The organism is uncultured Polaribacter sp. (genome assembly GCF_947501385.1).
Lineage (GTDB): Bacteria > Bacteroidota > Bacteroidia > Flavobacteriales > Flavobacteriaceae > Polaribacter.
Genome location: NZ_CANMVP010000022.1, coordinates 54,788 through 68,049, shown reverse-complemented (window position 1 = coordinate 68,049; position 13,262 = coordinate 54,788). Strand labels below are relative to the sequence as shown.

At 30.9% G+C, this 13,262-nt stretch carries 12 protein-coding genes; 8 read left to right on the top strand and 4 right to left on the bottom strand.

The features are described from left to right. Positions 1 to 92: 92 nt before the first annotated feature. The gene (gene argS, locus Q0998_RS14395; protein WP_299670953.1) at positions 93 to 1,877 is read right to left on the bottom strand and encodes an arginine--tRNA ligase; all 1,785 of its coding nucleotides are present in this window, start codon (positions 1,875 to 1,877) and stop codon (positions 93 to 95) included. A 291-nt stretch (positions 1,878 to 2,168) separates the two neighbouring features. Here argS and Q0998_RS14390 point away from each other — a divergent pair, with 291 nt between their 5' ends. Continuing rightward, the gene (locus tag Q0998_RS14390; protein WP_299670951.1) at positions 2,169 to 2,693 is read left to right on the top strand and encodes a YkgJ family cysteine cluster protein; all 525 of its coding nucleotides are present in this window, start codon (positions 2,169 to 2,171) and stop codon (positions 2,691 to 2,693) included. A gap of 252 nt (positions 2,694 to 2,945) precedes the next feature. Then, complete coding sequence (locus tag Q0998_RS14385) at positions 2,946 to 3,782, top strand: sterol desaturase family protein (protein ID WP_299670949.1); 837 nt, start codon at positions 2,946 to 2,948, stop codon at positions 3,780 to 3,782. Here the strand turns inward: Q0998_RS14385 and Q0998_RS14380 are convergent. Together Q0998_RS14380 and Q0998_RS14375 are read right to left on the bottom strand one after the other, a co-directional pair. Then, positions 3,760 to 4,599, bottom strand: a complete 840-nt coding sequence (locus tag Q0998_RS14380; protein WP_299670947.1) for a hypothetical protein — start codon at positions 4,597 to 4,599, stop codon at positions 3,760 to 3,762. The two genes, Q0998_RS14385 and Q0998_RS14380, sit on opposite strands and share 23 nt — an antisense overlap. A 2-nt stretch (positions 4,600 to 4,601) precedes the next feature. Then, positions 4,602 to 5,858: a DUF1343 domain-containing protein gene (locus Q0998_RS14375; protein WP_299670945.1), complete on the bottom strand. Its 1,257-nt coding sequence runs from the start codon at positions 5,856 to 5,858 to the stop codon at positions 4,602 to 4,604. A 55-nt stretch (positions 5,859 to 5,913) separates the two neighbouring features. Here Q0998_RS14375 and Q0998_RS14370 point away from each other — a divergent pair, with 55 nt between their 5' ends. Then, positions 5,914 to 7,149, top strand: coding sequence for an FtsX-like permease family protein (locus Q0998_RS14370; protein WP_299670992.1), 1,236 nt, complete (start codon positions 5,914 to 5,916; stop codon positions 7,147 to 7,149). A 3-nt stretch (positions 7,150 to 7,152) separates the two neighbouring features. Here the strand turns inward: Q0998_RS14370 and Q0998_RS14365 are convergent, their stop codons facing one another. Then, on the bottom strand, positions 7,153 to 8,076 hold the full coding sequence (locus Q0998_RS14365; protein ID WP_299670943.1) for a LysR family transcriptional regulator: 924 nt from the start codon (positions 8,074 to 8,076) through the stop codon (positions 7,153 to 7,155). An 81-nt stretch (positions 8,077 to 8,157) separates the two neighbouring features. On the opposite strand from Q0998_RS14365, the gene Q0998_RS14360 reads away from it, so the two are divergent. The 5 genes from Q0998_RS14360 (at position 8,158) to Q0998_RS14340 (ending at position 13,161) form a co-directional block, all read left to right on the top strand. Further along, positions 8,158 to 8,403, top strand: a complete 246-nt coding sequence (locus Q0998_RS14360; protein WP_299670941.1) for a hypothetical protein — start codon at positions 8,158 to 8,160, stop codon at positions 8,401 to 8,403. A 7-nt stretch (positions 8,404 to 8,410) separates the two neighbouring features. Next, entirely contained in the window at positions 8,411 to 8,731 is a 321-nt protein-coding gene (locus tag Q0998_RS14355; RefSeq protein WP_299670939.1) for a hypothetical protein, read from the top strand. Positions 8,732 to 8,812: 81 nt separating this feature from the next. Next, a complete protein-coding gene (locus Q0998_RS14350; RefSeq protein ID WP_299670937.1) occupies positions 8,813 to 9,775 on the top strand; it encodes a sodium-dependent bicarbonate transport family permease in 963 nt (320 codons plus the stop codon). A gap of 602 nt (positions 9,776 to 10,377) precedes the next feature. Continuing rightward, positions 10,378 to 11,736, top strand: a complete 1,359-nt coding sequence (locus Q0998_RS14345; RefSeq protein WP_299670935.1) for a pyridoxal-phosphate dependent enzyme — start codon at positions 10,378 to 10,380, stop codon at positions 11,734 to 11,736. Positions 11,737 to 11,868: 132 nt separating this feature from the next. Further along, complete coding sequence (locus tag Q0998_RS14340) at positions 11,869 to 13,161, top strand: dipeptidase (RefSeq protein WP_299670934.1); 1,293 nt, start codon at positions 11,869 to 11,871, stop codon at positions 13,159 to 13,161. Positions 13,162 to 13,262 lie beyond the last annotated feature (101 nt).

The window sequence follows — 13,262 nt, the reverse complement described above, 5'->3', positions numbered from 1 at the left end:
TATAAAAAGGATGCCACTTCAATCCCTAACGCGTGCTAATTTACTAACTTTTGTTCTTACTGCCAACTGCGTACTGCAACTGTAAATTTTTTTTACATTCTCTCAGGAACCTGAATTCCCAATAATGAAAATGCTAATTTTATGGTGTCAGCAACTTTTTTAGCCAACTGAACTCTAAACACTTTTTTATCTTGATTTTCTTCTCCTAAAATGGAGACATTTTGATAAAAAGAATTGAACTCTTTTACCAAATCATAGGTGTAATTTGCAATAATTGCTGGCGAATAATTTGTAGCAGCCTGTTGAATGGTTTCAGGAAACAGTTCTAATTGTTTTAACAATTCCTTTTCTTTATCATGTAATGCTATCTCGACTCCGCTCGATATGATATTGTAGTCAAAATCTGCTTTTCTGATAATAGATTGAATTCTCGCGTAGGTATATTGTATAAAAGGGCCTGTATTTCCTTGAAAATCTACCGAAGATTTTGGGTCGAACAAAATTCTCTTTTTAGGATCTACTTTTAAAACAAAATATTTTAAGGCACCTAAACCGATTGTTTTATATAAGTCTAATTTTTCTTCATCAGAATATCCTTCTAGTTTCCCTAATTCTTCAGAAATTTCTTTGGCAGTTGTGGTCATTTCCACCATTAAATCATCAGCATCTACCACCGTTCCTTCTCTCGATTTCATTTTTCCAGAAGGTAAATCTACCATTCCGTAACTTAAATGATGCAATTGTTTTGCCCAATCAAAGCCTAATTTTTTTAGGATTAAAAACAATACTTGAAAATGGTAATCTTGCTCATTTCCAACCGTATAAACCATTCCACCAACATCTGGAAAATCTTTTACACGCTGAATGGCGGTTCCAATATCTTGTGTCATATATACAGCTGTTCCGTCTGAACGCAACACAATTTTTTCATCCAAACCCTCATCTGTTAAATCACACCAAACAGAGCCGTCTTCTTTTTTATAGAAAACACCTTTTTCAATACCCTGTGCAACCACATCTTTTCCTAACAAATAGGTATCACTTTCATAATACAACGTATCAAAATCAACACCCATATTTTTGTAAGTAACATCAAAACCTGCATATACCCAAGAGTTCATAGTCTCCCAAAGTGAAACTACTTTTTTGTCTCCAGCTTCCCATTTTAAAAGCATTTTTTGTGCTTCCACTAAAAGTGGCGCTTGCTTTTTTGCTTCCTCCTCCGTTTTTCCTTTAGCAATTAATTGAGCAATTTCTTTTTTATATTCTTGGTCGAATTTCACATAATAATTACCGACTAATTTATCTCCTTTTAAACCTGTAGATTCTGGAGTTTCTCCATGACCATATTTCTCCCAAGCCAACATCGATTTACAGATATGAATTCCACGATCATTAATAATCTGTGTTTTATAGACTTTTTTTCCAGATGCTTTGATAATTTCAGCAACAGAATAGCCTAATAAATTATTACGGACGTGTCCTAAATGTAAGGGTTTATTGGTGTTTGGTGATGAATATTCTACCATAACCGCTTTTTCATCTTGCTTTGTCGAAACAACACCAAAAGTTGCATCTGCGTAGATTGAATTAAAGAAATTGGTGTAAAAAGCATCATCAATCACTAAATTTAGAAAACCTTTTACAACGTTGTAATTGGTAATTTCAACGATGTTTTCTACAAGATACTTCCCTAAGTCTTCACCAATTTGAACAGGGTTTCCTTTTTTGTAACGTAACAAAGGAAAAACTACAACGGTGATATCTCCTTCAAATTCTTTTCTGGTTGCTTGAAATTCTACAGATGGAATTTCTATATGATATAGTGCTAAGAAACCTTCTTTTACTTTGGTTTCTATGGTGTTTTGAATATTCATTGAATCCTGATAATTGAATTGCGAAATTAAGGATTTTATTTGTTTTTTTTGAGTTGAAATTGTAAGATTATTTGGACAAAATTACAGGTGTAATTTTAGCTGTAAATTTACGAATAATCATAAAACTGACTTTATTTCCATTAATTGGGTCAGTTGACTGACTGAATTTATATAAATTGAGTCAGTTACCCATCTCTATTTAGATCAATTGAGAATTTACAACTCAAATTATTCTGTTTTTAATCATTTTAAACCAGCATTAAAACCACTTATAAATTGTATTTTTGTAGCATGGAAAAACGTCTAGAACAACTCCCTAAATTAGCAGAAGAAGCAAAGAAAGAAAGTAAAAAATATTTTGCAAATTTAAAAAAGAGAACCCCTAAAAATTTAGATTATGTAATGCAAGAATTGCATACAGCAGAATTTAAAAAAACGGATTGTTTAGATTGTGGAAACTGTTGTAAAACTACTTCGCCCATCTTTACAGACAAAGATACAGAGCGAATTTCTAAGCATTTGAAAATGAAAGTGGCAGATTTTCAAAATCAGTATTTAGAACGTGATCAAGATGATTTTATGGTCTTAAAAACTGCGCCTTGTTCGTTTTTTGATGAATCAGATAATTCTTGTTTTATATACGATGTTCGCCCAAAAGCTTGTTCAGATTACCCACATACAGATCGAAAAAAGTTTATACAAATCACCGATTTAACAATTGAAAATACTTTTATTTGTCCTGCAGCTTATACTATTGTTGAAGCCCTAAAAGTTAAAATTCCTTATGATTATAATAAAAAGAGGGTTAGAAAATAGTTCGTTAGTTTTCTAAAATCTTTTTTCTGATCTATAATTTCTACCTTTTGGCAGCGCCCAAAATAAATTTTAGCAGAAATCTAAACTAATTTTTTAAGAAGCTGTTTGCTCATTTTTACTATACAAAACTATTTATTATAAAAACACGATTAATTTATGAACTATAGATTCCTGCCTGAGTTTATCTTGAGCGGAGTCGAAAGGCAGGAATGACAAAGTTTTTTTCCTTATTTTAGTAGAAAATAAATCTTCATGGAAACTATCTTTAACTATTTCGAAAACATTCCCAAAGAACATAGAAGTATGATTATTGTGGGGGGAATTGCTTTCTTTTGGATTTTAGAAGGTTTTTTTCCATTGTTTAAATTTGAATATAAAAAATGGAAACACGCTTTTCCTAATTTATTTTTTACACTTACTACAGTGCTCATCAATTTAGGATTGGCTTTTTTATTATTAGCAACTGCAGATTGGGTGCAAACAAATAATTTTGGGATGATCAATTGGCTTCCAGAAATGCCACTTTGGTTGTATGTGGTTTTAGGTGTCTTGTGTTTAGATTTTTTTGGAGCGTATTTAGCACATTTTACAGAACACAAAATAAAACCTTTGTGGATGGTGCATTTGGTGCATCATTCAGATCATAAAGTAGATACAACAACCGCAAACAGACATCATCCTATAGAAAGTGTCATTCGTTTTGTGTTTACTTTATTAGGTGTTTTTGTTGTAGGAACTCCTATTGCAATTGTGTTTATATATCAATCGATGTCTTTGATTTTTACACAATTTACGCATGCAAATATTAAGATGTCTCTAAAAATAGATAAATTTTTGAGTTATTTTATAGTCTCTCCAGACATGCACAAAGTGCATCATCATAACATGTTACCGTATACAGATTCTAATTACGGAAATATATTTTCGATTTGGGACAGAATTTTCGGAACTTATTTAGAATTAGACAGAGACAAAATTGTGTACGGAGTAGATACTTTTCCTGATGAAGCAACAAATTCTTCTTTAAAGGAGTTATTAAAACAGCCTTTTCAAGGGTATCGAAAACCTACTGGGCTTGAGAAAGTTTAGTTACTTTATCTGGAATTATAGTGTCATAAACTTTAAAAGAATTTTTAATTATTTCTTTCATCACTGTATAATCGTATTTTGATTGCTTATTTTGAATTATTTGTATGTAATAGAATCTATCTTTATAAACTATAATATTCTCTTCTATTAATAAAATTTTGTCATCTTGAATTTCTTCATTAGTAATTTGATATGATTCTTTATAATCAGAGATGTTAACTTTCTTGAATTTTAATCTTTGTATTCTCTTGTGATTTTGTTTTTGAGAAACTGTATTATTGTAAATATCAATAATTTCTCCATCAATATCATCTATTAGATGCATTGTAATTCTAAAACTTAAATTAGTGCTACCATTTCCATTTTTATCATCAAAATAAAATGTGTTTTCATCTTCTTCTAAAACAGATAATCTTTTTGGTTTTGAAATCCTAAATCCTTTATTTGGAAGCGCAAAAATTCCCCAAGAAATTGTATCTAAATTTTTAAATTTGGAATTCCCTGTTAGTTCTGAATTTTTAAAATTGACTTTAGTAATTGTATCTCCTTTCTTATTGTAAAACCTCCAAACACCTTCTTTTGAATATCTTTCAGAATAACCTTCCATGATCAGTTTATTATCAGTAAAATATTTCCTATAAAACTTTCGTTTGTATTTGTTGCATGTATCATATTTTGTTAAATATTCATCATTGTAAACAGCATCAATTATTTTTTTTGTGCAATTTTTCTTACCATATTCTATTTTAATATGTTTTTCAAATTTGCAAGAAAAGAATAAAATTGATGACATAAAAAGTAATAGAATCTTTTTCATAGTTATTTATAAATCAAATATTTCTCACGAACAACCTTAAAAGCCTCCAAATCCTCCGCCCAAGTTTCTCTAATTTCTTCTTCAGATAACCCTTTTTCTATTTGTTGTTGTAGTTTTTTAGTTCCTGCATGAATTGTAAATGTTTCTCCAAAGAATTTTTTCTTTTTAGGAGTTTGTTGATATGCATCAATTAAAAAAGACAAGTTAATTTTTGATAAATATTCCGTTTCACTCAAATCTTTTCCGTAACACATTTTGCCTTTATGCTTTGGATATTTTGCGCCATCATTTGCTTTTGGTGTAAAAGAAAATTTAGTTTTTTCAAAAAATGGTGCACCATATCTTTGAAATTGAAATGTTGTTCCACGACCCGCATTAATTGTAGTTCCTTCAAAAAAACCTAAACTCGGATACAGGTTAATGCTTTTGTCATTCGGTAAATTCGGTGATGGTTTTATCGGTAAAGAATATTCAGAATTATGTGTATAATTTTCTAATGGAATTACTTTTAAATTACACTGAATTCCGTTTTTCAACCATTTTTCTCCGTTAATCATTTGACCATATTCACCAATGGTCATTCCATATACCACAGGAACAGGATGTTTGCCAACAAAACTTGAATGTTTCATTTCTAAAACAGCACCATCGATATAATGTCCGTTTGGATTTGGTCTGTCTAAAATTATTACAGGAATGCCATTTTCGGCACAAGCTTCTAGTACATAATGTAAAGTAGAAATATAGGTGTAAAAGCGCACGCCAACATCTTGAATATCGAAAACCACCACATCAATTCCTTTTAATTGTTTTGCAGAAGGTTTCTTATTTTTTCCATGAAGTGATAAAATAGGCAAGCCTGTTTTTGCATCTAATCCATCTTCTACATAAGCTCCAGCATCTGCTTTTCCTCTGAAACCGTGTTCTGGTGCGAAGACTTTTTTTACGGTAATTCCTAAAGAAAGCAAACTATCTACAAGATGAACATACTCTAATTTTGAAAACTTTATTGTATCAATAATTTTTTCTGAGTGAGTGTCAACTCCATAAGCTTCTGAATTAAATATTTTTGAAATTACCGAAGTTTGATTCCCAACCACTGCAACATTTTTCCCTTTTAATAAACCGAGATACAAATTGGTGTGTTCTGCACCCGTTTTAATTTCTAGTTTTTCAGTTTTTGAATTTTGAGTATTCTCTTGAATTTTAAATTTTGAATTTTGAACTTGTTGCCCACATGAAATCAGCTGAAAATTCATCAATAGAAATAAGAATAAATATGTACTTTTGAAAGGTTTAAAAAAGATCATCAATTTGAATTACGAATTATTTATTGCAAAACGCATTATTGCTGGCAAAAAGTATAAAAATAGTATTTCATCACCAATAATAAAAATTGCAATCACAGCAATTGCGTTGGGAATTATTATTATACTTATTGCTGTGGCAACTGCTGCTGGACTTCAGAATAAAATTCGCGATAAAATGGCGGGTTTTAAAGGGCATGTTCAAATTGTAAATTATGATAATAATAATTCTGATGTCTCTACAACACCCATAAGTACAAATCAGAATTTTTATCCAGCATTTAAAAATATAGAAGGTATAAAAAACGTACAGGTCTATGCAAATAAGGGTGGAATTTTAAGAACTGATACCGATTTTGAAGGCATTATTTTTAAAGGTGTTTCGAAAGATTACGATTGGTCTTTTTTTAAAGAGTACTTAGTAGAAGGTGTTGTTCCTGATTTTAATCAACAAAGAACAAGAGAAGTTTTGTTGTCTCAGACCGTTATGAATCGTTTACAATTAAAATTGAACGATACTATTTTAGCTACTTTTTTAAAAACCACCGCTAGTAAATTACCTTCTAATAAGAAATATGTTATTTCTGGTATTTATAATTCTGGTTTTGCACAGTTTGATAAAAACATGATGATTGGTGATATTAGAGAGGTTCAAAAATTAAATAAATGGACAGCGCATCAAGTAGGTGGTTTTGAAGTGATTTTAGATAATTTTGATACGATTGAAGAAAAAGGCGAAGAGATTTATAGTGAGATAGGAGCCACTTTAAATAGTAAAACTATAATAGGTTTGTATCCTGCAGTTTTCGATTGGTTTAAATTATTTGATAATAATGTTTGGTTTATTATTGGGATTATGATCTTAATTGCTGGTATTAATATGATTACTGCGCTACTTGTTTTAATTTTAGAACGCGTACAAATGATTGGTATTTTAAAAACGTTGGGAAGTTACAATTCGAGCATTCGAAAAATATTTTTATACAATGCTTCTTATTTAATTTTAAAAGGACTTTTCTGGGGAAATATTATTGGGCTGTCTGTTATTGGTGTTCAGCATTTCTTTCAACTAATTACACTAAATCCAGAGACATATTATGTGGCAACAATGCCTGTTCATATTTCTATTGCTGCTATTTTATTATTAAATATTGGTACGCTGGTTTTATGTTTTTTAATGTTGATTATTCCTTCTTATATTATTACTAAAATTCAGCCTTCTAAATCTATAAAGTTTGCTTGACAATTAGTTTGTTTTTAAAAACCAATTAAAATGTTGTTGAATGGTTTCTTCTTTATTTTCTTCAATGTGTTTTTTAAAAGCTTTGGCAACCAAAGACAAATTTTTAGACTTCAGCCAAATCAAATGCCAATTTGTTTCTATGGGAAGGTCTTTAATATCTAAAATTTGTAAATCGCCGTTTTGAAGTTCATTTTTAATACCAATAATTGGCATAATAGAAATACCTAAACCTGCAATAACGGCTTGTTTTACAGCTTCGTTAGAGGTGAGTTCCATTTTTTTGTGAACTGCTATTTTGTGTTTAATCAAGTACCTTTCCATAGCCAAACGGGTAGCAGAACCCGATTCTCTAAAAATAAATAAAGATGTATTTAATGCTTTTAGTGCTATTTTTTTAGCAGTATTATAATCTTTATTCGCAACAAAATAGAGCTTATTTTTCATCAATTCAATACGCTCTATATTCAATTTTCTAGGAATTGTAGATACCATTGCAAAATCACAATCATTATTTTCTAAACTTCTAATCACAGACATTTTATTAGTAACATCCATAGTTAAATCTACCATTTCATTTTCTTTTATAAAATTCGATAAAAAATAAGGCATTACATATTTCGCTGTAGAAACAATGGCAATTTTTAATTTACCAGCTAGTTTTCCTTCAAAAATTGCTGATTTATAATTAATAGCAGCTACCTGTTCTAAAATTTTTAAAGCCGTTTCAGAAATTTCTTCACCAAATTCTGTAATGTATAATTTTCTACCTACCACTTCAAAAAGTGGCAAATTAAACTGGTCTTGAAAGTTTTTTAATTGAATAGAAACGGCAGGTTGCGTTAAAAAAAGTTGTTCAGATGCTTTGGTAACACTCTTTACTTCTGCAATTTTTCTAAAGATCTCTAATTGATGTAATGTATAATTCATAAAATATTTTTATGTATTTCATAATAAATATAAATAAAAATATATAAAAAAAACATCATTTCTTTGTAAAAAATTAAAACAATGAGTCAGACACTATCTAATCCATCAGGACAAACAAAATCATTAAACAATGATGTTGTATTTCAAATTACAAAAGCACAACTAATTAAATTCTTAGAATTTACAGTTGTTATAGCAATGTTGACATTAAATATATTAGCAATTGCAATTGCGAGTCCTTTCCTAAAAGAACTTTTTGTTTCACAAGCTATTTTAGTACTCATTTTTTGTATTAAAAACTCTAAATCTAACAACATTACCAGATAAATAAATTATGGAAAACGCAACTTTACAAGTATCAGAAAAAATGAATGAATCATTAGAGCAACAACTAAAACTAATTGAAGGTAAATTCACTAAAAGAGAAGCATTAAGCATTATAAATAATGTTGTAGATGTAAAAATTAACTTTCATAAACTACAAAGACTTTCTAAAACAGAAGGGAATATGAATGATGCGTGTGTATATGACAATTCTAGAATTACAGAATTAATTAGCGACAAGGCAGCTATGAAAGCATTTCTTTCTTCTTTAGAATCGAATGGTTACAATATAAAAATTTCTAGCACTATACACATTTCTGTAGAAAAATAATTAGTATTTAAATTTGAGTTCTTAGTAGGAAAGACTGTCTAAAATAGGCTTTCCTACTTTTTTTATGCCAAAAAACCACCTATGGATTTACATTATTTAGTAGATAATTTAACAAACCCAGCTTTATTATTCTTCTTTTTAGGCTTAATAGCTGTCAACTTAAAAAGCGATTTAAAAATACCAGAAAACTCTTCTAAATTTATTTCATTATACCTTTTACTAGCCATTGGCTTTAAAGGTGGCCAAGAACTGGCACACAGTATTATTACATCAGAAATTATCTGGTCACTGCTGTTTGGAGTGCTATTAGCATTGATAGTTCCTATTTACTGTTATTATATTTTACGTTTAAAATTAAGTGTAGAAAATTCTGGAGCCATCGCATCTGCATATGGCTCTGTTAGTGCAGTAACTTTTGTAACAACCATTTCATTTTTAGAAATGTCTAACATTCCTTTTGGTGGTCATATGGTGGCAGTTATGGCTTTGATGGAAGCGCCTTCGATTATTGTAGGTGTTCTTTTAATAGCCATTTATAATAAAGACAAAAAGAATAAGACTTCCTTAAAAAGTGTTATTCATCATTCTCTAACAAACGGAAGTGTGGTTTTAATCATAGGAAGTTTATTAGTTGGTTATTTTACAAACGATGCACAAGCAGCAGGAATAAAACCATTTACAACAGATATTTTTAAAGGTTTTCTAGCCGTTTTCTTGTTAGACATGGGAATTACAAGCGGACAAAAATTAAAAGCTTTGCTTAAAAAAGGGTGGTTTACACTTTCCTTTGCGATTATTATCCCGGTTTTTAACGGATGTTTGGTGGCAGTTTTAAGTGGCTTTTTTATGGAGGAAGTCGGTAACAGACTCTTAATGTCTATTTTGGCAGCAAGTGCTTCCTATATTGCGGTTCCTGCAGCTATGAAATTGGCCGCACCAAAAGCAAATCCAGGTCTGTATATTCCAATGGCTTTGGCAATAACTTTTCCGTTTAATATTACTTTTGGGATGCCTTTGTATTTGTGTATTATCGGAATTTGTTAGTATTTGGGCGTTCCTTTATCCTGAAGGTGTTCAGCATAAAGGCGCGCTTTCCATTATATCTTTTTCTTTTGCTGAATTTGGTGCAACCTCCTTTTCCGAGGTAATGCGCGTATTCATAAAAGATACTGTAACGAGTTCAGCATAGAAAAAGGATGCCATTTCAATCGCTAACGCAGCCTATTTAAAAACTTTTAGCTTGCTATTTGTTCATAGACATTCTGGGTTAGCGATTGATAGATTTTTTGAGCTCTCTTTTTAGTTGTCTATTCGAGACCCGAGAAAATTTTTATCAAGCGGTTGGAATGACATAAGATAAATTATTGTAAGCATGTCTGTTCGAGCGCAGTCGAGAACTATTAATTTACTTAAAATCAGGTAATTGTATAAAAACGTCAATGGTAGTGAATTTGCTTTTCTACAAATTTATTTCCAAAGTTTCGAGAGAGAACAAAGCTAAAAAAGCGAGGAACCTTTCGATAATTTTGTTCGCTATTTTCAATCAAATGATCATTTGATTTCAGTTATCCTCAAGATAAATAACAGCACGACCTTTTAGGGAACGCCCAAAAAATAATTTATCTTTGTACTTGTAAAATAAAGAAATGAACTACGCAGAAAATATATTAGAAACTATTGGAAACACACCTTTAGTAAAATTGAATGTTTTAACCAAAGATTTGCCTTGTTTGGTGCTTTCTAAATACGAAACTTTTAATCCAGGAAACTCGGTAAAAGATAGAATGGCGTTGCAAATGATACATGATGCAGAGGCAGACGGACGCTTACAACCTGGAGGAACCATTATTGAGGGAACTTCAGGAAACACAGGAATGGGTTTGGCGTTGGCGGCAATTGTAAAAGGATACAAATGTATTTTTGTAATGGCAGACAAACAGTCTAAAGAAAAGATAGATATTTTAAGAGCTGTTGGTGCAGAAGTGGTAGTTTGTCCTACAAATGTAGAGCCAGATGATGCGAGATCTTATTATTCGGTTTCTAAACGTTTGGGAGAAGAAACACCAAACTCTTGGTATGTAAATCAATATGACAACCCAAGTAACTGTAAAGCACATTTTTTAAGCACGGGTCCAGAAATTTGGGAACAAACCGATGGAAAAGTGACTCATTTTGTGGTTGGCGTTGGAACGGGTGGAACCATTTCTGGCGTTGGAAGTTATTTAAAAATGAAGAATCCGAATATAAAAATTTGGGGAATTGATACCTATGGTTCTGTATTTAAGAAATATCATGAGACAGGTATTTTTGATGAAAACGAGATTTATCCATACATCACAGAAGGCATTGGTGAAGATATCTTACCCAAAAATGTAAACTTTGGTGTTATTGATGGCTTTACAAAAGTAACAGATAAAGATGCAGCAATCTACACACAAAGATTGGCAAAAGAAGAAGGTATGTTTTTAGGAAATTCTGCTGGTGCCGCTTTAAAAGGACTGTTGCAATTAAAAGAGCATTTTACTAAAGATGACGTTGTTGTGGTTTTATTTCATGATCATGGAAGTAGATATGTGGGTAAAATGTTTAACAACGACTGGATGCGTGATAGAGGTTTTATAGAAGAAGAATTTAAAACTGCTGCAGATTTAATTAAAAGTCATGATGATAAGCCTTTAATAACGGCTCAAACAGAAGAATTGGTTTCTCATGCCATAGAGAGAATGAAAGCTTTTAAGATATCGCAAATTCCTGTAAAAGATGCAGATGGTTTGGTAGGTTCTATAGATGAAGCTGTTTTGTTACATCATTTTATAGCCGATAAAAATATTGCAGACAGACCAATTAAAGATATTTTAGGAAAACCATATCCTATTGTAAAAAAGACCGCGAAATTAGATGAAATTTCTAAATTGATTACAAAAGAGAATCAAGCTGTTTTGGTTGATTTAGAAAACGGAAATCATCATATTATTACAAAATATGATATTATTAGTGCGATGTAAATTATAGCCCAGAAAGGGTTCTAAACCCTTTCTGGGATAAAACAAAACCATCTCTTCTGAAACTTCATAAGAGATGGTTTTTGAGTTTTAAAATATTCTTATCTTTAAAGCAAAATCGAACCAACTAAAATTATGAAATATCTTAAAATTCTTGCAATTTCATTGATGCTAATTTCTTGTAAAGAAACAAAAAAAGAAGAAAGCTTAGTTATGAAAGGGGAACGTATTCATAAGAAAGTAATGACTTTAGATACACATGTAGACATAAACGTTGCCAATTTTACAGATAGTATTAATTATACTCAAAAATTAACCAATCAAGTAAACTTACCCAATATGGAAGAAGGTGGTTTAGATGTTGCTTTTTTCATTGTGTATACGGGGCAAGGAGAATTAAATGAAGAAGGTTATGATAAAGCCTATAAAAATGCGATAAGTAAGTTTGAAGCCATTCACAAACTAACAAAAGATACTGCTCCAGATAGAATTGGATTGGCAGTTACATCGGCAGAAGCTAGAAAAATATATGCTTCGGGAAAGAAAGTTGCTATGATTGGTGTGGAAAATGCCTATCCTTTAGGTAGAGATATTAGCAGAGTAAAAGAATTTTACGATTTAGGCGCAAGATACATGTCACTATCACACAACGGTCATAGTCAATTTTGTGATTCAAATACTGGCGAAGAAGATGGTATTTGGTTACACGATGGCGTAAGTGATTTAGGAAAGCAAGTAATCAAAGAAATGAACAAATGGGGAATGATGATTGATGTTTCGCATCCGTCAAAAAAAGCGATGAAAGATATGATTGCATTATCTAAAGCTCCTTTAATTGCATCACATTCTTCTGCAAGAGCGTTGTGCAATCACAGCAGAAATTTAGATGATGAACAATTAGGTTGGATAAAAGAAAATGGTGGTGTTGTGCAAGCGGTTGCTTTTAGTGGCTATTTGAATATTGAAAAAAATGAAGCGAGAGATGAAGCTTTAAAGGAAGTTGAAAAAAAAATAATGGATTCTTTAGGCGCGAAATGGATGTCTATGAAAGAAGTTATGAAACTGCCTTTAGGTAAAGAACGAGATGCTTACATAGAAACTTTTATTAGGATGAAAGACCTTGTTAAAGAAAAAACGAAATCAATGAAAAATCTTCCTGTTGCTGTAAATGTTTCCGATTTTATAGATCATATCGATTATTTGGTTAAAAAGATTGGAATAGATCATGTAGGAATCAGTTCAGATTTTGATGGAGGAGGAGGAGTAGAAGGATGGAATGATGCTTCTGAAACTTTAAATGTTACAGTTGACCTCGTAAAAAGAGGTTATACAGAAAATCAAATAGAAAAATTATGGAATGGTAATCTGCTAAGAGTTTTAGATGAAGTTGAAAAGATTGCCAAAGAAATTCAAAAAGAACAATTATAATTATTTAAACAAAAAACCATCTCAGGGAGATGGTTTTTTTAATCAACTAACTAATTCAAATAATTTACACTATGAAAGCAGTTTACAAAGTTGCTTTCATT

Excerpts from the sequence above, each read along its gene's own strand:
- argS (WP_299670953.1), bottom strand. The coding sequence starts at position 1,877 with ATGAATATTCAAAACACCATAGAAACCAAAGTAAAAGAAGGTTTCTTA.
- Q0998_RS14390 (WP_299670951.1), top strand. The coding sequence starts at position 2,169 with ATGGAAAAACGTCTAGAACAACTCCCTAAATTAGCAGAAGAAGCAAAG.
- Q0998_RS14385 (WP_299670949.1), top strand. The coding sequence starts at position 2,946 with ATGGAAACTATCTTTAACTATTTCGAAAACATTCCCAAAGAACATAGA.
- Q0998_RS14380 (WP_299670947.1), bottom strand. The coding sequence starts at position 4,599 with ATGAAAAAGATTCTATTACTTTTTATGTCATCAATTTTATTCTTTTCT.
- Q0998_RS14375 (WP_299670945.1), bottom strand. The coding sequence starts at position 5,858 with ATGAATTTTCAGCTGATTTCATGTGGGCAACAAGTTCAAAATTCAAAA.
- Q0998_RS14365 (WP_299670943.1), bottom strand. The coding sequence starts at position 8,076 with ATGAATTATACATTACATCAATTAGAGATCTTTAGAAAAATTGCAGAA.
- Q0998_RS14360 (WP_299670941.1), top strand. The coding sequence starts at position 8,158 with ATGAGTCAGACACTATCTAATCCATCAGGACAAACAAAATCATTAAAC.
- Q0998_RS14355 (WP_299670939.1), top strand. The coding sequence starts at position 8,411 with ATGGAAAACGCAACTTTACAAGTATCAGAAAAAATGAATGAATCATTA.
- Q0998_RS14350 (WP_299670937.1), top strand. The coding sequence starts at position 8,813 with ATGGATTTACATTATTTAGTAGATAATTTAACAAACCCAGCTTTATTA.
- Q0998_RS14345 (WP_299670935.1), top strand. The coding sequence starts at position 10,378 with ATGAACTACGCAGAAAATATATTAGAAACTATTGGAAACACACCTTTA.
- Q0998_RS14340 (WP_299670934.1), top strand. The coding sequence starts at position 11,869 with ATGAAATATCTTAAAATTCTTGCAATTTCATTGATGCTAATTTCTTGT.